This is a genomic window from Runella aurantiaca (assembly GCF_003339505.1).
Taxonomy (GTDB): Bacteria; Bacteroidota; Bacteroidia; order Cytophagales; family Spirosomataceae; genus Runella; species Runella aurantiaca.
This window is the reverse complement of the sequence record NZ_QPIW01000021.1, coordinates 90,445-114,349: the sequence shown is the minus strand read 5'-3', so window position 1 is coordinate 114,349 and position 23,905 is coordinate 90,445. Positions and strand designations below refer to the sequence as shown.

The 23,905-nt window shown below is 45.4% G+C and carries 13 protein-coding genes; 9 read left to right on the top strand and 4 right to left on the bottom strand.

All coding sequences use genetic code 11. From position 1 onward, the window contains the following. Positions 1–309: 309 nt before the first annotated feature. The 4 genes from DVG78_RS21365 (at position 310) to DVG78_RS21350 (ending at position 8,588) form a co-directional block, all read left to right on the top strand. Positions 310–3,525 (top strand): SusC/RagA family TonB-linked outer membrane protein, encoded by a 3,216-nt coding sequence (locus DVG78_RS21365; protein ID WP_114463071.1) that lies wholly within the window; start codon positions 310–312, stop codon positions 3,523–3,525. 59 nt (positions 3,526–3,584) lie between these two features. Continuing rightward, positions 3,585–5,150: a SusD/RagB family nutrient-binding outer membrane lipoprotein gene (locus DVG78_RS21360; protein WP_114463070.1), complete on the top strand. Its 1,566-nt coding sequence runs from the start codon at positions 3,585–3,587 to the stop codon at positions 5,148–5,150. A gap of 88 nt (positions 5,151–5,238) precedes the next feature. Further along, positions 5,239–7,953 (top strand): phosphoesterase, encoded by a 2,715-nt coding sequence (locus DVG78_RS21355; protein ID WP_114463069.1) that lies wholly within the window; start codon positions 5,239–5,241, stop codon positions 7,951–7,953. Between the two features lie 83 nt (positions 7,954–8,036). Then, entirely contained in the window at positions 8,037–8,588 is a 552-nt protein-coding gene (locus DVG78_RS21350) for a phosphonate degradation HD-domain oxygenase (RefSeq protein ID WP_114463068.1), read from the top strand. 30 nt (positions 8,589–8,618) lie between these two features. On the opposite strand, the gene DVG78_RS21345 is transcribed toward DVG78_RS21350, so the two are convergent. The 3 genes from DVG78_RS21345 to DVG78_RS21335 are packed head-to-tail and all read right to left on the bottom strand — an operon-like array spanning position 8,619 to position 15,949. Continuing rightward, on the bottom strand, positions 8,619–11,759 hold the full coding sequence (locus DVG78_RS21345; RefSeq protein ID WP_114463067.1) for a T9SS type A sorting domain-containing protein: 3,141 nt from the start codon (positions 11,757–11,759) through the stop codon (positions 8,619–8,621). 3 nt (positions 11,760–11,762) lie between these two features. Continuing rightward, the gene (locus tag DVG78_RS21340; RefSeq protein WP_114463066.1) at positions 11,763–14,966 is read right to left on the bottom strand and encodes a T9SS type A sorting domain-containing protein; all 3,204 of its coding nucleotides are present in this window, start codon (positions 14,964–14,966) and stop codon (positions 11,763–11,765) included. A 38-nt stretch (positions 14,967–15,004) separates the two neighbouring features. Next, positions 15,005–15,949, bottom strand: coding sequence for a 3-oxoacyl-ACP synthase III family protein (locus tag DVG78_RS21335; RefSeq protein ID WP_114065251.1), 945 nt, complete (start codon positions 15,947–15,949; stop codon positions 15,005–15,007). Positions 15,950–16,190: 241 nt separating this feature from the next. On the opposite strand from DVG78_RS21335, the gene DVG78_RS21330 reads away from it, so the two are divergent. From DVG78_RS21330 to DVG78_RS21310, 5 genes are all read left to right on the top strand, one after another. After that, a complete protein-coding gene (locus DVG78_RS21330; protein WP_114463065.1) occupies positions 16,191–17,162 on the top strand; it encodes a glycosyltransferase family 2 protein in 972 nt (323 codons plus the stop codon). Positions 17,163–17,242: 80 nt separating this feature from the next. Then, entirely contained in the window at positions 17,243–18,661 is a 1,419-nt protein-coding gene (locus DVG78_RS21325) for a DUF6056 family protein (RefSeq protein WP_114463064.1), read from the top strand. Then, positions 18,661–20,289 carry a hypothetical protein gene (locus DVG78_RS21320; RefSeq protein WP_114463063.1) on the top strand — a complete coding sequence of 543 codons (1,629 nt, stop codon included), beginning with the start codon at positions 18,661–18,663 and terminating at the stop codon, positions 20,287–20,289. Before DVG78_RS21325 ends, DVG78_RS21320 begins: the two co-directional genes overlap by 1 nt. A gap of 49 nt (positions 20,290–20,338) precedes the next feature. Next, positions 20,339–21,319 (top strand): glycosyltransferase family 2 protein, encoded by a 981-nt coding sequence (locus tag DVG78_RS21315; protein WP_114463062.1) that lies wholly within the window; start codon positions 20,339–20,341, stop codon positions 21,317–21,319. Positions 21,320–21,418: 99 nt separating this feature from the next. Further along, positions 21,419–22,870 (top strand): MBOAT family O-acyltransferase, encoded by a 1,452-nt coding sequence (locus DVG78_RS21310; RefSeq protein WP_114463061.1) that lies wholly within the window; start codon positions 21,419–21,421, stop codon positions 22,868–22,870. A gap of 92 nt (positions 22,871–22,962) precedes the next feature. Here the strand turns inward: DVG78_RS21310 and DVG78_RS21305 are convergent, their stop codons facing one another. Continuing rightward, complete coding sequence (locus DVG78_RS21305; protein WP_114463076.1) at positions 22,963–23,859, bottom strand: SDR family oxidoreductase; 897 nt, start codon at positions 23,857–23,859, stop codon at positions 22,963–22,965. Between the last annotated feature and the right edge of the window lie 46 nt (positions 23,860–23,905).

The window sequence follows — 23,905 nt, the reverse complement described above, 5'->3', positions numbered from 1 at the left end:
ATTTTTTGAAGCAATTTAATAACTTCGTCCCTAATGATTTTTTTCATTCTTAAAGGCTGGTTTGATGCTTGGTCGCTTCAAAATTCAGCCTTTTTGTTTTACATAGCAATTATCTTCGGGTACAGTAATTTCGCCCATTATGTATAAATAATACTGTAATATAGGACTTCAACCGAATGTTACGATTAAAAAAATATATTAATAATTACTTTACTATTAGTTAACTATTTATTAATTTCACTAAACTTACTTTGCAACGGGTTTAGTAAGTCCTACACTCCTTCATTTTCCACTTAACAAATTAACATTATGCGGTACTTTTTACCCCAAAATCTAGGGAAATCCTTTTGGGTGTCATTGTTTATATTGACACTCGGTGTAGCCTCCAGTCTCCTTGCACAAGACATAACGGTGCAGGGCAGAATTACAGACGCCGAAAACAACGCACCGCTCCCCGGTGTCAGTGTGGTTGTAAAAGGCACAAATCGCGGAACAAACACTGACGGCGAAGGCAGATATCGCCTTAGTGTAGCCCCCAATTCTTCGTTAGTATTCTCCTTTGTAGGCTACAGTGCCCAAGAAATATCGGTGGGCAATCGTAGCACGCTTGACCTAAAAATGGCACAAGACCTCAAACAACTACAAGAAGTTGTTGTGACGGCATTGGGGATTCAAAAAGATAAGAAGACGCTGGCTTTCGCAACGCAAAGTGTAAAAGGCTCTGACCTTATCAAAGCCCGGGAGCCCAACCCCATCAACTCACTCGTGGGGAAAGTGGCTGGCTTAAACGTAGGGGCAAGCGCCGAACTTTTGCGTGCTCCACAGGTGTCGTTGCGAGGTGGTCGCCCACTATATGTAGTAGATGGTATTCCAATCAACTCCGATACGTGGAACATCAGCCCCGACGATATTGAGTCAATGGACGTATTAAAAGGGCCTTCGGGAACAGCCTTGTACGGTTTTCGGGCTCAGAATGGAGTAATTATGATTACAACTAAGAAAGGCTCGAAAGATAAAAGAGGCTTTGCAGTTGATGTCAACTCTTCTACAATGTTTGATAATGGATTTATTTCTATGCCTAGAGTACAAGACCAATACGGTCCAGGCGACCACGGCAAATATGCGTTTGTGGACGGTCGTGGGGGTGGTGTAAACGATGGGGACTACGACATTTGGGGACCGCCATTGGATGGCCGTTTGCTTACTCAGTACGATAGCCCTATTGACCCTGCAACAGGTAAGCGAATTCCTACTCCTTGGTTGCCGCGTGGGGCCAACAATTTACAGCGTTTTGTTCGTACGGGGATTTTGTCTAATAACAACGTATCGGTGTCTGCTAGTAACGACAAAGCAGACCTTCGGGTGTCGTTGTCGCACCAATACCAACGGGGTATCATTCCTAATACGCAACTGAACATTACTAACCTCAATACCTCGTTTGGGTATAGTTTCTCCAAAAAATTGCGTTTTGAAAGTACCATCAACTACAGCCGTCAATATACGCCTAACATTCCTGACGTAGACTATGGCCCTAACTCCCTCATTTACAACTCAATCATTTGGGGTGGTGCTGACTGGAACGTTGATGATATGAAACAATTGTGGCAACCTGGCAAAGAAGGTGTCCAGCAAATATACGCTGAGTACCAACGTTACAACAATCCTTGGTTTGTAGTTAAAGAGTGGTTGCGTGGTCATTACAAAAATGACATCTACGCGTATGCGCTCGGTAAATACCAAATTACTGATTACTTAAATGCACAAATTCGTACGCAAGTAACGACTTATGATATTCTTCGTACCGAGAAAATGCCTTTCTCAGCTACTTCTTATGGACGTGAAGAAGCCCGCGGCGACTACCGTGAAGACCGTCGTAGCCTTTGGGAAAACAATACTGACGCCTTGGTTAATTTTGACAAAGAGGTGGCTAAAAACATCACCGTGAGAGCCTCCGTAGGTGCAAGTATGCGTTTGTTCCGCTACAACTCTAACTTTGCTTCTACCGACTATCTCAACGTACCAGGCGTATATAGTTTCTCCAACTCACGCAACCCCGTACAAGCTTACAACTTTGCGGCTTACATGAAAGTATTGAGTGGCTATTACTCTGCCGACGTTTCTTTGAGCAAATACGCTAACCTTTCAGTAACAGGTCGTTGGGACAAAACCTCTACGTTGCCGTCGGGCCGTAATGTAGGTTTTTATCCTTCTGTGGGTCTAACAACGGTCATTTCTGACTACGTAAAGTTGCCCGACGCAATTACCTTCCTCAAACTTCGGGCTTCGTTTGCCCGGGTGAAAGAAGCCTTTACGCAGGCTACGATTGGGGTTCCGCCAAATACGCCAGTCCCTTACGGTGCCAACTATACTTCATCATACGACGGTCCAAGTTATGGTACAACCGTTGCTTACAGCATCTCACGTCCTTACAACAACGAAGCCGCGGCTTATTATTCAACACGCCTTGTTGACCCCAACATTCAGCCTTCAACCCGTACCAACTACGAGGGAGGATTGGAAATGAAGTTTATGAACAACCGTTTAGGGTTAGATGTTACCTACTTCAATTACTTAGATGGCCCCCAAATTTTTGGATTAACACTACCAGAATCAACGGGTTATGGCGCACTCACCACCAACGGTATCAAAACCCAACGCAAAGGATTAGAGATTGCGGTTAGTGGTAATGTTCTCAAAAGCGGCACCGGTCTCAACTGGGACATCTTGGCCAACTGGTCCACTTGGCAAGAAACCCTCAAGGAGATTTACGGTTCACAAACTCGCTTGAATCAATTTTACAAAATCGGCGACCGTTTGGATGCTTATTATGGACGCGCCTTTGTTCGTACCCAAGATGGTCAAATCGTCAATGATGCCAGCGGACGCCCGATTTACAATCCCGTCAATCAATTCTTAGGCTACACTAACCCTGACTGGGCGTTTGGTTTCCAAAACAAATTTAGCTACAAGAACTTTAACCTTAGCTTCCAATTTGACGGACGTGTAGGTGGGGTTATCGAAAATTACATCCAAAAACAAACGTTCCGCGGTGGTCGCCACCAAGCTACGGTCGAAGGTGCCATGGGCATTGCTCGTTTGGCGGATACGCAAGGACAGAAAACTTGGGTAGGAGAAGGAGTTGTTTTAACGGGTGGCACGATTAAATACGATCCCGATGGTTTGGTAACAAACTACGGTGAATTGAATTTTACCCCGATGTCTTCTGCGAATGCTACGTTTTTGCAAGATTGGATTAGCCGCTACTACAACTCCAACGAGGGCAACATGATAAACCGTACGTTTGTAAAATTACGTGAATTACAGGTAGGTTATTCACTCCCAGCGGGTTTGCTAGGCAAGAATATCAAGCAGGCTACTATTTCACTGGTTGGGCGTAACTTGTTGTATTTTGCCCATTCCAAAGATTTGGATGTGGAGCAATTTGTTAACTACACAGACCGTGGGTCGTCGTTACAGACACCTACCATGCGTCGTTACGGTATCAATATCAATTTCACTTTCTAAGAGATTGCTATTGGCAAACTGTAAATGAAAACCAATCCTTCGTACAAAACTTTAAGACGATGAAAATCAATAAAATATATTTAATTTTTGCCATTGCCGCTCTGACCATGAGTAGCTGCCAAACCTTCCAAGAGTTGGAAACCAATCCCAACGTTCCAGCAAGTTCGCCTGCTAACTTGGTATTCAATGGTATCCTTAACAGTATGACCGAACGTCCTTGGGGTAAAGACACCCGTTGGAATCAGTTTTATACCATCAATTATAACTATTACGGCAACAACGAATACGACTGGACTACGTCGGGCACTTATTTTGACGCGCTTAAAAACGTGGTAAAAATGGAGGAAGAAGCCAAAAAATCGACGGGAAAAGACCTCAATCCGTACGCGGCATTGGGTAAATTCTTTAAGGCTTACTTCTTTGTTTGGATGACGCAACGCATCGGCGACCTGCCCATGAATGAAGCACTGAAAGGCACCGAAAATACCAGCCCTAAATACAATACGCAAAAGGAAATCTACGTGCAGTCGCTCAAATGGCTCGATGAATCAAACGATGACTTGACCAAATTGATTGCCGCGGGAGATATTTCTTTGCAAGGTGATATTTACTTGAGCAACAATCTTCGTGCTTGGCAAAAAGTGGTAAATACCTTCAAACTGCGCGTGTTGGTTTCGCTGAGCAAGAAAGAAAGCGACGCAGAACTAAACATCAAAGGTAAATTTGCCGAAGTAATCAACAATCCCGCTAAATACCCAATCATGACGGGAATGGCCGACAATATGGCGTACAAGTACAATGCTACGTACAACAAATACCCCATCAACCCCGACAACTTCGGGTTTGATGCCACACGCCAGCAGATGTCGACCACCAACATAGACCTCCTTAAAGCGACCCAAGACCCGCGTCTGTTCTACATTGCCGAGCCCGCAGAAGCCCAGTTGAAAAAAGGCCTTGTCCAAACGGACTTCGCCGCCTTTGTGGGGGCAAATCCTGCCGAAAGCTTGGACGATATGTCTACGAAAGCACTGGCTGGCCAATATTCGTACATCAACCGTAACCGTTATTACAAAAACTATTCTCCAGAAGCAACCATCCAAATCGGCTACATCGAAATGTGTTTCAACATTGCCGAAGCCGCCAACCGGGGCTGGGTTACGGCAAATGCCGAAGATTGGTACACCAAAGGAATTCAGGCTTCTCAAGGATTTTTTGAGATTAAAAACGGTGAAAACAGTGTCGTATTGGAAACCCGCAACGGAGCCAATGCTTCGTTGGCATCTTATACCATCAAATTTAATTTCACCGACTTTTACGCCCAACCTTCGGTAAAATACGCTGGCAACAACGCAAAAGGATTGGAACAAATCAACAATCAAAAATACCTTGGCTTTTTTATGAACTCAGGGATGGAAGCCTTCTATAACTGGCGTCGTACTGGCTTCCCAACCAATTTTGCCAAGGGCGGGCCAGGTACGGGAAATTCTGGCGTCATTCCACGCCGTTGGTTATATCCAAACTCGGAGCGTATCTACAATGAAACCAACTATAAAACTGCGGTACAAGCTCAATTCGGCAAAGCTACTGAGAGCATCAATGATGAGCTTTGGCTTTTGAAATAATTTTTTTAATAGGTTAAGAATGCACAATAAAGTGGGAGATTGTTTATCTCCTGCTTTATTTTTTTTGTTAATAAACTCCTGACCAAACATGCGTTTCTTTTTCCCCTTTTCCCTTCTACTTTTCCCCCTTTTGCTAACGGCTCAACTCCGTACAATCAAAACCCTTCAAGTACCGAGCCGATCTGAGTATTGCAAAATTGACACCACAGGTGGCTACTCGGTGCTGCCCAGCGGACGGCGCGTTACGCCCGTAGGTACTACCCTCCGCATCACCAACGACCCTTTTGGACTGGCCGTCAGTCCCGATGGGCGGCGGGTCGTGGCACTACACAGCGGCGCGGTTTCACTCATTGATGCCCAACACCCACGTCAGGCCCTCCGCATTCCTGATTATGCCAAAACGTTTGCCGACCCTTTCAAAGGTGCCACATTTTTGGGTGCTGCCTTTGCGCCCGATTCCAGAATTGTGTATTTGAGCGGCGGCGACAAGGGGAATATAGTCATTTTTGATACCGAAAAAAAGGAGAAAATTGACGACATTTCACTCAACCAAACCTTTGATAATCAAAACTTTGAAGAAAGCTTTACCTCAGACTTAATCCTAAATTCTGCCAAAAACGAACTGCTGGTACTTGACCGAGCGCATTTCAGAATGGTGCGGATTGATTTGACCACCAAAAAAATCACGGCTTCCATTCCCGTAGGTCGGCAGCCGTTTGGGCTTTCGTTAAGTCCCGACAAAAAATACGCGTTTGTGGCCAATGTCGGCTTATATGCCTATCCATTGGTGCCGGGCGTAACGCCCAAAAACAAAGACACCATGATGCTTAAGTTTCCGCCTTACGCAACCGCCACCAAAGCATCTATTGAGGGCGTAGAAGTGGAAGGGCGAAAAATCCCAGGCTTGGGTAGCCCACTCGTGCCCGAAGCCATGAGCGTTTGGATGGTAAACTTAACCACCAACAAAGTCACCGGAAAATTTAAGACCGGACATCAGATCGGGGAAATGATCGAAGAAGCCGAAATCGTGGGCGGCGCAAGTCCCAACTCCGTTGCGGTCGGAAAACGCTTTGCCTACGTTTCCAACGCCACCAATGATAATATTTCGATTATCGACTGCCAAACGCGCAAAATCGCGGGGCATATCGCCCTGAAAGTACATCCAGGCATTGACAAGTACCGAGGATTGATGCCCTTCGGGATGGCACTTACCCAAGACGAAAAAACGCTATATGTGGCCCTTTTGGGCTTCAATGCGGTAGCGGTGGTTGATTTACCCACCCGTCGCGTAAAGGGATTGATTCCCACGGGTTGGGGACCGACCAAAGTGAAACTATCGCCCGATGAGAAAAATCTGTATGTGGTCTCTGCCCGGGGATTGGGCGCGGGTCAAAACGGCGGGAAGGGTTTTGTAAAACCAGACCGGGGAACCTACATCGGTGACATTCAACTCGGAACATTCCAAAAAGTTACGCTCCCGACACCCACCGAATTGAAAAAATGGACACAACAAGCCATCGACAATACTTTTGAGACCGTATCCGTCACCGACGACGGTAAAAATCCGCTTCCTCCCCTTCCGGGTACACGGACAAGTCCCATCAAATATATTGTGTACATCACCAAAGAGAACCGCACGTACGATGAAGTCCTGGGGCAGCTTTCAAAAGGTGACCCGACGCTCGCTCGGTACGGAACAAATGTTACGGTAACGACAAAAACGGACACTTTGCATCAGGTAGATGTGATGCCCAATCACCTGCGCATTGCCCAACAATTTGCGTATTCTGATAATTTTTACTGCGATTCGGATGCATCCATTCACGGCCACCATTGGATGATGGGCGTCATCCCCAACGAATGGGTCGAAGCCAATTCCAACCACTCTTCTAGCTTCAATGCATTCTCTAAAGCCCCCGGACGGCGCTTTCCAAAAGCAACGGGCGGCATTGACCCCGAAGACTACAACGAGATCGGCGGGCTGTGGGAAGCCTTAGAGCGCAAAAAAATCCCCTTTTATAATTTTGGGGAAGGAAATGAGTTTGCCGCCGTCGCGGAGGAATGGAACCATTTTGAGTACGGCGCCCGGCAGCCCGTGGTGTTTCCTTTGCAAAAAGCTGTTTTTGAACATACCTCGCGCAACTACGCTGGGTTTGACATGAACATCCCTGATTGGCTCCGAATGGACCAGTTTGAGAAAGAATTTACCGAAAAATGGCTGACTCCCCAAAAGGGCAAAAAAGTGGACTTGCCCCGACTGATTGCCCTCCAACTTCCCAATGACCACGGCGCGGGCATCCGTCCGGAAGCAGGGTTTCCCTATCCCCATTCTTTTATGGCCGATAATGACATTTCATTGGGCCGAATCCTGCAATTTCTTTCGCATACGCCGTATTGGAAAAATATGCTCGTGGTGATCACCGAAGACGACCCGCAGGGGGGCGTGGACCACATCGACGCGCACCGCTCAGTATTGATGCTGGCGGGGCCTTACGTAAAGCGCGGCCATGTATCGCATACGCATGCCAATTTCGGGTCCATTTTGAAAGTAGTTTATAATACATTGGGTGTGCCCTACGTCAACCAATACGACGCAACGGCCTCCTTACTTCAGGATTTTTTTACGGACAAGCCCGATTTTACCCCCTACCAAATGCTCATTCCCGACAAACGTATTTATGACGTGGACAAGGCAATGGAGATTTACAAAAAAACGTATGACTGGAAAACCGCCAAGCCGGGCCCTAAAATGGATGACCCCAATGAGCAGCGCAAGGAGCATTATAGGCAACAAAATAACTAAGGCCGCAGTGGGTGTTATTTCACCCACTGCGGCTCAATTTTTGACATAAACAATTACTTTTACTTCCTTAAATAAACACCGATATGCCTTCATCTATCACCGAAATTCGTCAATTATTTGAATCACAGGGCGATGAACAATACTACGGCGAAGACGTAAGCCAACTTGAACACGCCGCGCAAGGAGCGGATTTAGCTCGCAAAGGTGGCTTTGACAAAGAAGTACAGGCCGCGGCTTTTTTGCACGACATCGGCCATTTGATGCCAACCGAAAAGGAAGAAGAACTGATGGAGATGTATGGGCGCAAAGACCACGAAGAAGTGGCCGCCGATTGGCTGCGCGACCAGGGATTTCCCGAAAAAGTATGCATTCTCGTCGCCAATCACGTCAATGCCAAGCGGTATTTGACCTACAAAAACCCAAAATACTTCGCGGGACTATCAGATGCCAGCCGCAAAACGCTCGAATTTCAGGGTGGGCCCATGCAGGCCGAAGAAGCCGAAGCCTTTGAACAAAACCCTTATTTTGAACTTATTATCCAAATGCGCCGCTGGGATGAAGCCGCCAAAGTGACCGGATTGCCCAAGCCTGACTTGGAAACATACTTAAAATTGTGCGAAGAGGTGTTGGGGTAAGGAAATATTCCCTCCCCAATTTTTTCTATTTCATCGTATTACAACAAGCTTATGGGAAACCCTTTTGCCTAAACCTGCGTCTATTGTCACAAAATACATTCCCGTAACTATATTTTCCAGGCCTATTTCCACTTGGGTAGCATTGTTGGGCAAGCGGTGCTGTCCAATAATTTGGCCAATTGAATTGTATATTAACAACCGAGACGCAGGTTCGAATGGAACTTTCGAAATGACCGTAAAATGGGTTGAGGCAGGATTGGGATAGAGATACGACTGATAATTAACTAACGGAGGCTCTACCGCCAAAATGGGAGAGCGTAAGGCCCAAAGTTGTTTTCCCATGGCTCCTGCCTCAGCAATACATATAAGGCGCTTACCATCGATAACCAAATAACGAGAAGGAAAAGAGCTTTCGATTGTTGGTTGTAAGTCATCGAGTATGCGGCTGTTTTCGGGAGTCCCGTCGGTGGTCCAGGGCTCTACGCCTGCCTGCGTATCAAGGCTGCTCACGACCAAATAGTTATTAAAAACGCCCCAACCTTCTTCTCCGTTATTTACAACATCCCGCACATAAGCCAATTGAGTTGCTAAAGAATCAGCGGTATAAAGCATTATAGGAGGATATCCGGTTTTAGAAACCATCAAAGCTTTACGGCCATTAAAAGCTAAAGGCCGTTGGTTCAAAACAAATTCGCCCAGTTTACGTACTTCTGTCTGACGAATCAACCATGTCTGAGGGATTCTGCCATCCCAAGACAAATAAAGGTCTCGACCATCCTGAAAAAATGAAAACACCCGAGTATATCGATCATCTTGCGGCAGCAATAGACTCGTTTCTAAGGTTTTAAGATTTATTCTTCTACAATTCTGCCCTACAATGTAAAGCTCTCCTTCGTGTACAATCACCTTATCAGAATATGCCAATGTCGATAATTCTGTAACCGAGGCTGTACGTGGGTTAAGCGCAAAAAAACGGCCATTGTCCAACTGAAAGGCGGCCATATCATCTAACATAAAAATCTCCACTATTTGTCGGGCACCACCCGCCATCACCCTCCTCAAAGTGAGTGTATTTTCATTTACAATGGCGGCATCCAATATCCGCGTTGGAGTGGCCGCTGATGTATAGGTAACGAGAACGTCCGTTTTGAGCGCCTGTACACTAAACCCGCCGTACAATGACCGACTTACCTCTTTGGTTCCTTCCAAAGTCCCATCGGTAGCCATTAGGGCAATAGTGGGTTCGCCAATGCTGAAATCAAATCTGATAAAGCGATTATAAAATACTTTGTTTGAGGTTGCCGCCAATGTTTGCAGGGGTATCAACCCACTCGCATCGAGCACCGTTAATTTCCCATCAAAATCAACGGAATACAACGTATAATCCACCTTGATAAGTACTTTGTTAGACAATTGTCTGGAATCAATTCCCAAGTTATCATTGCTCCCAACCTTAAAATCAATGGCATTTTTGCTGTCGATATCATAAATAAACGAAACGTGAGGATGCAGAAACATCCGACGCTTTTCCCAAACAACCACTTTCATGGGTTCCGTTCTCTTCCCTGCAAAACGTTTTAACTCCTTCGTCCCTTCGGGCGTTCCGTCACTTACCCAAATAGCACTTTCATTGGAATCGGTCTGAGTTTGCAGGTACAAATGAGCACCATCTTGGTACGTTGACAGCACTTTTGATACTGAAATACTCGGTATATCTTTTACTTTGGTGGTTCCACTGATGGTTCCATCGGTTATCCAGAGGGAGGTTGAGGCAGCAGCAGTTGCTTCATCACGGGTCAGAAAAAACACTTTTTTACCTACCCGTATTATTTCAAAATCATCATTTCCTACGGTTTTGATGTTTTTGACCATGTTCGATTTGAGCGTCGTCAAATCGGTTTTGTACAGCTCTGTATCGCTATTGGCGGCCAAACGTCCCGAATGAACCATCGCATCTGCCAGGAGTTCGTAATTGGACGGCGCAACGGCGACCTCTGCCAATGTCCCATCCTTCAAATTATACCATTTCGGAACATCAGCGGCGGTGCTTCCACCCACTAAAAGAGAATTACCCACCTTTTTGAGTGTTGTAATAACATCAGGAATCACTTTCCAAGCATCGGCCACCTCAGTAGTTCCAGCCTTCTCAAAGTCGCGGATGACCAGCGTTCCCTTCTTTGAAATACCGTAGAATTTGGCATCAATCCACAAAAAATTGCTTGCTAAAGCGGGCGAAGCGGTTTTATCAATTGTACGGAAGTTATACCCATCGGTACTTTCCAACAACCGCACCGAGGGGCTATCGAAGTTGATGTGTTCTACAATCTGAATCTTATCCTCCTTTACCTGCATTTCTATCACACCGCTAAGGCTAAGGGAGGTATTAGGATTGGCAAATCCCCTGGCGTAGACCACTTCGGCAGTAGCAGGGTTGTTGTTTTTAATCCGAACAATATGTCCATCATTTAACGCATTACAGTAATAATACAAATAATCACGCCAAACAAACATTTTCGGTTCTGAAGAAAAACTACCAAAATACCCCACCCGTATCGTCCCTGTGGTCGTGCCGTCTGTTTGGAACACCGCCGAGCGTCCACTGTTATTGAAGTACATTTTGCCATTATGCGGAAAAAAGCCTGCCCCACTTTTCCCCAACCCTAGCTCGGCGAGTTGGGTACTTGCCAAGGTGGAAGGATTAAGAACCCATATTTTTTGGGCCTTATCAGCAATGTAAAGTTGACCATTAAGTGGCATCAATTCTGTAATGGCAACGCCCCACTGCGTAAGGCGGACGGTACCATTGGGCGTTCCATCACTTTGCCACACGGCACATTGTCCATCGGCTTGTAAAGACGTAAAATAAAATTTCCCATCCGCCACCACCGTTGGATTGATGGGGAGGTCGTTGGCATAGTAAAGCCCCGAACCAACGCCCGGCACCACGTCTTTTAAGAGCTGAGTGCCCGTTTCAGTTCCGTCGGTCACCCACCATTCATCTCCCTGCTGATTGGTATTGGCAATAAAGAAAACTTTGTTTTCGAGCCGCACGAATTTGCGCGGATTGGAAGAAGTATTGACCAGATGTTTTATCGCAGTCAATTGATTTTGAGCGTATAACGACACGCCAACCACCCATAAAAAAGTGGTCAGTAAAAAGCTGTATTTCATAGATCAATACTTATTTATTTTTTTAGACGCCCACCGTTTTCCATCGGTCACCCAAACAATGTACATTCCTATGGGCAGGTGCGAAACGTCAACTCCATCCGCCTGCTCTGTTGAAGGCAATGGCTTCTCCAAAATCAACCGTCCATTTATATCAAAGATTTTAAGGTACATCGGTAGTTTTTCAGCGTCTGTGATACGAATTGATACAATTTGGCTGGCTGGATTCGGAAATACAATTAATGAAAATATCGGTTCCGGCGTTTTTATCGACAACACCGGAGGGGTTACATTCCAAAGTTGTCGGCCTTGATCGCCACTGAATGCCGAGCAGACTACCATATTTCCCATCACCCTCAAATCTTTGGGGTTTGAACTCAGTGTCCCCGTTCTTAAATCCACCCATTGTCTGGTTCTTTCGGGGGTTCCTTCCGTAAGCCAAAGTTCATTGCCCCCAGCTTCATTTTCGGCGGCAAAAATTAACATTCCAGAAAAAGCCTGTTCGGGAACAACTTGATTGGCGGGCAATGATTTCAGTAATGTCGTTTGAGTAGGAGATTCTACGAGGAATATTCCGTTTTGTCGGCCGCTACTATTTTGTGTATATCCCTGAAAACCTTTCTTTTCAATCAGGTCCGTGAATCGGGTTGTAACAAAGAAATTTCCTAGTTGTTGGGTTTTAAGGCTGTCTATCTCCCAAGTTTCAGGGGTTGGATCGGCAAAAGAAACGTACATTTTTGGGTACTGCAAAAATGTGCGGCCATTCTGATAAAATTTTGCAGGCAACAACCTACTTAGCGAATCTTTGGCTGGAAGAACTTTCCACACATTGCTTCCCACCACGTACAACGCTGACCCAGCGGAAACAAATTTGGGGTTTTGCGAGTCGGCAGCGTCGCCTTTCAGGAAACGAATGGTTTTGGCAGTGACATCCAAGAGCGCAACATTGAGGCGATTGAGGGCCGTCACGACAGCGAAAGTGTAGGTATTACCCGTTTTTTGCACGCCCCGCACCGCTGTAAAATCAAACGGACCCATTTCTTGCGCACGTTGGCCGTTGGAATCCACAAAAGTCAGAAAGCTGCTGATTTTTCCGCCAGTAGTTACTTCCGTTCGGTGAATAAAAATTCCATCGGAGACTTTAAATGTAGCCGTTGCCGAAAGAATTTCCATTAACTCACGCGGGGCTTCAGAAGCAGATGCGCCAGTCATGACGCCCAGCTTCCCCGACGTTTTAAGCCGAAGATAAAAGAAACGCGCCCCAATTCCCAAGGGTACCACCGTGGAGTCAACCGTGAAAAGGGTACGATTTTCAAGCGTGGTAAGCGATAGATTCGCATCTACCGCGGTCACTGATTTTTCATCAAACAACAGCACTTTATTGTCCAACGCCAATGTCTTTCTATTTCCCGATACAGTATTGATGGTAGAAGAACGCACAAGTCTCAATCCACTAAAGTCCACTTTATAAAACGACAGAGAACCAAACCAAAGTAATAGCTGATTATCAACCGAATAAACGTAAGGTCGATCTTGCGCATTGGTAATACTTCCCAGCAAATTTGTACCAGCGGCGGTTCCATCGGTCACCCATATATACCGATTATTGCTTTGGTCGACGTACGAAAACAACGCCCGCTGCCCATCCGAATACATCAACCCTGAAACGGCTGCGTTGAAAAGAACGGTCGGTGAGTTATTCAGAATTTTTACGGTCTGCCCAGCAGTCAGGCCATCGGTTTTGTAGAGCGTAATTCCTGGTCCGGCATCATCGCCAATATAGTATAATTGCGTACCCAGCATAAACTGCGGGATTTCATTATCTTCCACCTGTTGTAGATTCCCCTTCACTTTAAAATTCAGTCCGTTCAAATCCGCCCCATATAGGTTGACATTCCCTTTGGCCGTCCTCCCTCCCGAAAGAACCAACGAATTGTTAAATTCAAGGATTTGAGATACGAAAACGTTACGTTGAGTAATTTTTCGGGTGGCCCCATCAAACAGGTAAAGTTGACCAAGAAAATCAGCTGATTTGACAAAATAAGCCACTGAGTTATTGCTCAGTTTTTTAGCACGGGCATTGTCTAGCCCCGATAAAGTCCAGTTAATATAGGTTTTTGTGGTGTCTCCTGAGGTCAAATCCATCGCAGTGATGAATGTTTGCGACGCGTAGTAAAGGATATTCCCCGACACCTCTACACCCGAAATAGAGCCTAAAGGAACGGTTTTCGTCAATGCATTGCGAAACGTACGGCCGTCAGTTGTACTCTTAATAATAAACTGATTTAGAACTGAGCCTTGGGGATTGGGAAACTCGATGAGTTGAAACTCATTGTCAATGATTCGAGAAGTCATTCCGCGAAAACGTTCCTGTAATGACACAGGAAAAAGGTTCACTGGCGGAATCAATACTTCGGTTGTAGCAGTTGTTCCACGGGTCTTAATCAGCACCTTATCATTTTGGCTATTATATACGTAGACATCCCCTTTATACACGTTATAGAGTGGCTGCCCAAGGCGAATACGCTGCGCAAAAAGGCGCTGATTACCGCCGACAGTCCCGTCCGCACGCCATAGCTCATATTCTCCCAGCTCGTTGTAGGTGAAGTATAATTGGTAGTCTAATACTACAGGGGCATTCGTATCTAAGTAGTAATCAGGCAGTACGAAAGTGATTGACCCACCGGGGTTGCTTACTCGCCTTTTGGTTTTGGCCGAAATATCAAGGAAATACAATGCAAAGTTTTCAATGACGTAAAACTTATCCTTTTGCGGTGTGGGCCTGAATTGCTCTATGATGCCCTCGTAAGTATATATCTTTAGAGTACCTTCGGTAGTACCATCCGTTTGCCAAAGCTCTGACTGGTTAAGGGTATTCTTTGTCAGAAAATATAAAATCCCATTGGCAACCACTATACTCCGCTCCACTTCCAGCAAAGAAGTATTAAGGTTTCTAACCAACGTGCTTGCTACACCCGGAGCAATATCCTTCAGTAATTTTGTGCCCGCATCTGTTCCGTCAGTCACCCACCACTCGGCACCATATTCTTTTGTATCGGCAATAAACAACAATTTGGCCCCCAATCTATGAAAAGCGCGGGGGTTGGAAGAGGAACCTGTTCGGTGCTGAATGGTTGAAAGTTGTTGCTGAGACTGCGAAGTGAACCAACAACCTACTAAAAGAAGGCTGAAAATGGTGTGTTTAATCATGGCTAAAATAAATTACGCTGCAATCAGCGTAATTTATTTTATTTCTCCAAGAGCATTGCCCCAAAAGAATACCCACCACCAAAAACGGTGATGACGATTCGTTCTCCTTTTTTAAAGCGCCCCCAATGTTCGGAAAGGCCTATGGCGCAGCCAGCGCAACCCGTGTTTCCTAAATATTGAATATTAGAGATAAGTTTATCTTCCGAAAGGCCCAGCGTATTCATGACGTTCATGCTGATACGTAAATTGGCTTGGTGAGGCAACACATAATCCACATCCTGCACCGTAAGCCCGCACCGCTCCAACACCTGCAAACTTGCCTTAGGCATGTACGTACAGGCATTGATGAACACATCCCGCCCGAAAGGCATAATCACCCCCCGCTCGTTGGGACGAAGCACCACGGCTTCGGTGGCTTTTCCGCTGGTAGCCGCACCGCCAGTGAGTAAGGCGCGTATTTCCAAATCCTCTTCGCTGCTACGCTCTTTGGTAATCAACAACGCCGCCGCGCCATCTCCCCACAAGTGCCCCGAAACGGTGTCGGTTTCATTGTAATAGCCCGTGTTGTGTTCCGACGTAATTACCAGCGCTTTGGTGGCTTTGTTCATGGCAAAATACCCTTCCACTACTTCAATCGCATTGAGCAGCGACGAGCAGGCCGACGAAATCGTGACGACGGGAATATCAGGAATTTCCAGAAAATGCTGGGCCGCGTGAGCCAACGTAACAATTGTATCGTATGAAGTATAGGTAGCGCCTACAATTAAATCTATTTCACTCGCAGGAATTTCAATTTTATCTAGTAATGCCTTCACGGCTTCTACTCCCATGGTGTGAGAGTTTTCGGCAGAGGCAGCTTTACGACGGAGTTGAATTCCGGTACGCTGTACAATCCATTCGTCCGAGAGGCCGTTCAGCTTGGTAAAATGTTCGTTGTCAACAACTTGCTCGGGCAGGTAGTGACCAACTTGGTGAAGAAACATACTGTGGTTGGTTTAAACCGAAACTTTTAAAGCCGAAAGTTAAACATTTCCTAGAAATCATATCACACTATATTAAAATCTTACAACAAAGTCATTATAATTTACCATTTATTTAAAAAGCTTTTTTCAAATACCCAAAAAAAATAGCGTTATTTTCTACCAATAAATAAAATCTATTCACAGAATGACGCTTCGTTCCGGAATGTACCGTATTTTTGCCCAGTACTGAAAATCGAGGTCAATGCTTCCAACCAAGTTATTACTTGTTGTTCCCTGTTACAACGAAGAAGAAATTTTACTAAAAACCCACCGTACTCTTCAAGAATACTATACACATCTGGAAGCGGAACGGCTCATTGCGCCGGATAGTAAGATATGTTTTGTAAACGACGGCAGTCGCGACCGTACTTGGCAACTCATAGAAACCATTTGCCAGAATGACCCAAAAAGTATCGGCATTAAATTATCCCGCAATTTTGGTCACCAAAGCGCTATTTTGGCTGGATTGACGCAATATACCAACGATTACGATTGTTTTATTACCATCGACGCCGATTTGCAGGACGACATCGCCGCCATCGGCAAGATGCTCGAACAACACCGCGACGGGGCGATGGTGGTCTACGGAGTCCGCGATGACCGCAGCAATGACAGTTGGTTTAAACGCACCACTGCCGAGTCATTTTATACCATGATGCGCTGGATGGGCGTGCCCGTCGTGTTTAATCACGCCGATTTTCGGTTGATGGACCGCCGTATACTGGAAGAGTTTGCGCATTTCAAGGAAGTAAACCTGTTTTTAAGGGGCATTATTCCGCTGATTGGCTTTCGCTCAGAGAAAGTTTTTTACAAACGATTGGAACGGGAAGCAGGAGAAACCAAATATCCACTCAAAAAGATGTTACTTTTTGCCTGGAACGGGGTCACTTCATTCAGTACGTTTCCCATGCGGCTGGTGCTTTATTTTGGTCTGTTCAACTTTTTTATCGCGATGGCAGTCAGTGTCTACATCGGTATTTCGTACTTGTACGGAAGTACGGTGGCGGGCTGGACCTCAATTGTATTGCCCATGACCTTTTTTAGCGGTGCCAACATGATTGCCATCGGATTGATTGGCGAGTACGTGGGTAAGATTTATGAAGAAGTCAAAGGAAGGCCCCGGTACATTATTGAAAAGGTTGTGGAAGTGCCAGAAGTGAGAAGTGAGAAGTGAGAAGTGAGAAGAACAAATTGCTTCGGAGGTTTTTTTAGCCCTTCGGGTTTATTTACAAATGATATTATCAAATTTAACCAATGCTGAAAACATTACAAAAGCCTCTATTTCAGAATCTTTTTAACATCGGATTACTGATTTTGGTGTTAATTCCGTTGTTGGCATTGGCTTGCTACAATCATCCCTCGCCCGTTGATGATTACTGTTATATTGATACCGTTTTTAAATACGGCTATTTTGAAGCCATGAATTTTTACTATACTGGCTGGACAGGGCGCTATTTTGGGATTCTGATGAATCACTCCAATCCGCTCATTCTCAAATGGCCTGGTGGATTCAAACTGCTCTCTTTTCTTTTAATTTTGGGACTGGCGGGCAGCCTTTTCGCGTTGGTAAAAGAAGTATTTCCTAAGTGGAGCAGACTTGGCGCGTTGGGTTTGGTGGGTGGATTGCTGTTCTTATTTATTCTTAAAATTGCCAGCATCGCCGAAGCCTTTTATTGGATGGCCGCCTTTGTAACGTATACCGTTCCCAATGCCCTTACCATTTATTGGCTCGTGGTAATGCTGCGTTGGTATCAATTGCCCAAAGGTATCCTCAAGAATTTCACGTCCGTTTTAGCGGGCTTTTTGGTGTTTGCAGTTATCGGTTGCAGCGAAACCAATCTCACCATCATGGTGCTATTGGTGGCAGGATGGTGGGGTTATCAATTGGTTATCAACCGTACTTGGGATTGGTTTGCGGTCTTTTTGGTGGCAGTAGCCGCTTTTTCGTGTTATATTTTCTTTACCTCACCCGGCAACCTCCTCCGCATGAGTGGCAACCCTGAGGGTAGAAATATCCCCTTTTCTGCGCTGCAATCCATCAAATTATTGGCCCGACTGAGCATAGAGTGGATGACCCGAACGCCCTTGTTGGTATTTACGATTTTATGGATTGCAGTACTGCCAAAAATCTTTGTCAATGGGCAAACAATTCGCTATTTTTCGGTACCGCTGTGGGCGGCAGCGTTGGCTTATTTTGGCATTTTATTCGTTCAGGTTTTCCCGTCTTACTACGGTATCGGTATTGAACCCGCCCCCCGCGTTATCAACTCTATTTATCTTTATTTCTTGATTGGCTGGTTTTATTGTCTTGCCGTGTTGGTTCGTTATTTTTATCAAACTGATTTTTTTGGGGCAAAAAATTGGTACTTACCCCCTTCCATCAAATTGGTGCTTGCCATACTTATTGTGGTAAGCGCGCTCTTTAGCCAAAACTTCCGCATGGTGTACGGTGATTGGCTGCGCGGAAGGGCCGCCGCTTATGATTCTGAATTGAAACAACGCTACGCATACATCGAAAATACCCCCGGCGACCGTGTGTATGTGGAGCCGCTCAAAGCCAGACCCCAGTCGTTGTTTTTGGACGATGCCAACCCCGACCCCAAACACTGGTGGGCTAAGTGCATGGGTGGCTATTTTGGTAAAAAAGAAGTTGTACTTAAAACAAATCCTTGATGCGTCGGATTATTTTTTGGCTAATTGCTTCTTTCCCGATTGGTCTATTTCTTTTGGTTATAGCCCGGTATTCACTCAATGTGCCGTGGTTTGATGACTTTGACCCATTTCCAGATTTTTTACGCGAATGGCAACGAACCACTGATTTTGCTTCCTACATTAAATTACTTTTCAAGCCCAACAACGAGCACCGAATGGTATTCGGAAAACTAGCGGCATTGGGGTATTTTTGGCTGTTTGGAACGCTTAATTTTACATTTTTGCATTGGGCAGGCACGTTTTTTACGCTCGGTATCTTCGCCATTTTTATCAGAGCCATTCGGCAAGACAATATACCTTGGGCTTATTTATTGCCTTTCCCCTTCCTGTTATTTCAGTTGCAATACCACATGACGTCGCTGTGGGCCATTACGGGTCTGCAACACCAACCTGTCATCTTTTTTGTTTGTTTAACGTCCTATCTCTTGGCTCAAAAACGCTTTGCATGGGCCCTACTCACGGGACTTTGTGCCAATTTTGCGATGAGCAACGGCATCTTTGTCTGGCCAGCGGGATTTGTCATTTTATTTTTACAGGGAAATTATCGGTGGTTGGGCAGTTGGCTGTTGACGGGAATCGTGGCGGTCTTTTTGTACTTCTACGGAATGCAAACCCTTAACAATGAGTCTAGTTTTGGTTATTTTCTCCAACATCCACACGAAACCTTTTTCGGATTTTTTACTTTTATTGGCGGGCTTTTTGACTTCTTTCCCGACCGCAGTACGTTCGAGCGCTCCGTTCTGCCCACTATTTTCGGCATGGTTATGACCAGTTGGCTCGGTATCGTGGTGGTACGGTTGTGGCGGTTATATAAAAAACATACTCTAGCCCCCAATACATTGCTGCTTTTTTTGATTGGAGTATCCACATATTTGCTCGCCAATGCCACCATCATTGCCTTTTTACGTCCGCGTTTTGGGTATTTTGTGATGCTGGTCAGCAATTACAAAATTTATCCTGCGCTGTTTATGATGGTCAGCTATGGGTTTTATTTGGGGCTTTTCCCGCTCAAGAGAAAATGGCTAAATGCCGCGCTTGGGCTCAGTATTTTGGTCTGGGGACTGAGTTTTTTACATTATTGGCCTACCGTCAGCGAACGCCGAAAGACATTGCTTGCTTTTGCCTATAATCAACAATACAACGGATTTGGACTAGGCCTTACCCCGAATTCACCCGCCGCCCTTTACGTCGATACGTTGATGAAGTACCACGTCATTAATAATACGTACCGCTATCCAACCGATTTGGGCCTCGCTTTAAAGGCAATTCAGGCCGATACAAGCCTGAAAATCAAACCTGTCATTACAAAGCAAGAAGATGGATTGTCTATATTTACCGACGATTTTTCTTACGATTCGGGCTTTGACGCTGCTTTGTACGCATTTTTGCGTTCCGACAGCCGCAACTATTTATTCAAATTGGAACCCAATCTTTATAAGGGGAGAAATTGGTTTCGTCGGTACGATGGAGGCAGTTTGGTATTGATTCCCAAAGAGGCCATTGCAGCAGGCAAATATTCGTTAGGTTTTGTTTATGTAAAGCACGGCCAAGCCAAAGCCATGATTTATCAGCCCATTGAATGGCCATAAACAACCGCTTTGATTACTGTTGAACACACATTGTTAAAAACATTTTGTTTTGGAAAAACCTCAAATTTCAATTATTGCCCCGTTATACAACGAAACCGAATCCTTTCCACATTTGGTAGATCGTCTCAGCAAACTGATGGACCGCCTTTCGCTTTCTATCGAGGTTGTATTGGTGGATGACGGCAGCCGCGACAACACCGCGACGCTCATGCGCCAACTTGCGCTACTTGATAAACGCTACCACTGCGTTTTTTTGTCGCGCAATCACGGGCACCAATTGGCCCTTACGGCGGGATTGGCCGCCGCGAGAGGAACCGAAGCGGTGTTTGTCATTGATGGCGATCTTCAAGACCCACCCGAATTACTTCCCGATTTTTACAAACTGTACCAAGATGGCTACGATGTGGTGTATGCCGTTCGGCGCAAACGGAAAGAGAATTTTATCAAACGAACGGGATATTATTTGTTTTATCGCCTGTTGAAATCCATTTCATACGTAGAAATTCCGCTCGACAGCGGGGATTTTTCGCTCATTAGCCGGCGCGTGGTTGACGTGATGAATCAAATGCCAGAAGAGAGCCGTTTTTTACGCGGAATGCGCACTTGGGTAGGGTTCAAACAAACAGGATTTGAATACGAGCGCAGCGAGCGAATCGCGGGGGAATCCAAATATTCGTTTAAGCAACTTTTCAATCTGGCCTACAACGGGATTTTTAATTTCAGTGAATTCCCCATCAAATTTATGACGCGGGCGGGCGGCACAGCCATTGGAATTGCTTTGGTGTATTTCATCATTGTACTCGCCAAAAAATTATTCTTTTCTGATATAATTGAAGGATTTACTGCCCTGCTTTTTGTGGTTATCTTATTCAGCGGCGTACAATTGATTGCCCTCGGCATTATCGGCGAGTATGTGTTGCGCATTTTTTTCCAATCCAAAGGCCGCCCACTGTATATCATCAAAGAAGAGATTGTGGAAGGAAAAGTGGAACAACCGCAAAACCGAACAACCGCAAAACCGCAAAACTGAAAAAGGGGTGTTTGTGCCAATTTTACATTTAAGAAGGTGTATAATTATCCTTTTACTTTCTTCGGTTTAATATTTTACATTTTTCGGTTTTAAAAAGTCATGCTGTTTAATTCTGTCCAGTTTCTGCTATTTTTCATTGTTATTACCCTTGCTTATTTCAGTCTTCGCTGGAATCTGCGATGGTTTTTGCTGTTGTTGGCGAGTTGTTATTTTTATCTGGTGTTCAAACCGATTTATATCCTTATTCTGTTTGCCACCATTGTCATCGACTACTTTGCGGGGATTTGGATTGCCTCGGCGGCGGGCCCACGCCGAAAATGGCTTTTGGTACTGAGTATTGTGACCAACGTGGGGATTCTAGCTGTTTTTAAATACTTTGATTTTTTTGCCGAAACGTTCAATTCTTTTAGTTGGAAAATGGGAATTGCGTGGAGTATGCCCATTTTAAAACACCTAAATCCCGATTTAATTCTGCCCATTGGTTTGTCGTTTCACACGTTTCAGGCCATGAGTTACACGATTGAAGTGTATCGCGGCAATCAAAAAGCTGAAAAACACTTCGGAATCTATGCCCTATACGTCATGTTTTATCCCCAATTGGTGGCAGGGCCGATTGAGCGACCGCAAAATGTGCTGCATCAATTCCACGAAAACCACCCCTACGATTGGGAAAATGTAAAAGCGGGACTGACCCGAATGGCGTTTGGTTTCTTTAAAAAAGTGGTCATTGCCGACCGACTCGCCTTGATGCAAGGCCCCGTTTACCTCGACCCCGCCCACCACAACGGGCTGACGCTTTTGGTAGCAACGTTTTTCTATACGTTTCGAATTTATTGTGACTTTTCGGGGTATTCCGACATCGCTTTGGGGGCTTCGCAGGTGATGGGGTTTAAGCTCATGGAAAACTTTAAAACGCCTTACATCTCCAAATCCATCTCTGAGTTTTGGGGACGCTGGCACATTTCCCTTTCTACGTGGTTTCGGGATTATCTCTACATTCCATTGGGCGGAAATCGGGTCAGCGAAGGGCGCGCTTATTTCAACCGATTTACGGTTTTTCTCGTCAGCGGGCTATGGCACGGAGCTAGTTGGAACTTCATCATTTGGGGCGGATTGCACGGCTTTTATCTCGTGTTTGCCTCAATAAGGGATAAATACCTGAAACGTTGGAACATCACATTACCCACTGGCGCTTGGTATGGTTATCTACAAACGCTCATTACCTTTGTCTTGGTGATGCTTACGTGGGTATTTTTTGCAGTAGGCGATAACCCCAAAATGACCATTGGTGAAGAAGTAAGGAGCTCTTTCTTGATTCTGAAGAAAATAGCCACGCTGTCTATTCATTCCCCTATCCAATCGGCACTCAACTCCGTCGAAATGATTTTTTGTGTTGTACTGATTGGTATTTTACTGATTAAAGAGCACTTTGTATTGCACATTCCAACCCGCCGCGATGTCACATTTTGGAGTGTATTCATCACGTTGTCCATCCTGTGTTATTTCTTCGGCGTTTTTGAATCCAATCAGTTTATCTATTTTCAGTTTTAATGATTGAAGCGCTATCATTTATGACGTGCAAAGACGCTAAGGGTATTCTCTGCTCCTTAGCGTCTTTGCGTGATTCAAAAAAAACAGGCAGATTACAGTTGTGTGGCTAGTATCGCAATGCCTTCCGAAAAACTGCGCGGCTCATATCCCAAAACGCTGCGCGCTTTATCAAGCACAAAACCCGTACGGGCGGGGCGTTTGGCGGGTTGCGAAAAGGTAGAAGAATCGGCCTGAGCAATCAATGATTTGTCTAAGCCAAAATAATCGGCCGTCAGGATAGCCATTTCGTAGGGAGTGAGAAAATCTTTTCCCGAAATATTGAAAATACCTTCTGCTTCTTGGTCGGCAATCAAAAAACAACCCACGGCCAAATCTTCCGCCAACGTAGGTGTACGCCATTGGTCAGTGACTACTTTGATATTTTTCTTCTCTTCCAATGATTTTTTTACCCACAAAATAATGTTGGAACGCGACATGTCGTAGGCTATTCCGTATACCAAAACGGTTCTGGCAATGGCCCAACGAATACCCGAATGTTGCACAATTTTTTCGGCGGCATACTTACTCCAACCATAAAAACTCAGCGGATTGGCCTCCCCTTCTTCCGTATACGGCCCTGCGGCGCCGTCAAAAATAAAGTCGGTAGAAACGTGGCAGAGAAAAATGTCGTGGGTACGGCAGGCATCCACAATGTACTGAACCGCATGTACGTTTTGCGCCCAACAATTATCTTTCTCCGATTCGCACTGATCCACGTTGGTCATGGCCGCTCCGTGAATGACGACATCAGGCTTGGTTTTGCTGATGATGTCTTCCACTTCGTCCCGCTTGGTGATATCCATGGAATAATACGCATAACCTTCCGTAAATGGCAAACGGTTGGCGCCCCTAGCGGTGGCAATACATTGAATGTGAGGCTGTTTTAAAAGAAGTTCGACCAGTTTTTGGCCCAGCAGTCCGTTAGAACCTGTAATAAGAATTTTTTTCATAAACGTAAAAGTAGTAACCGCACTGATACAAGCGCGCATAGATTAG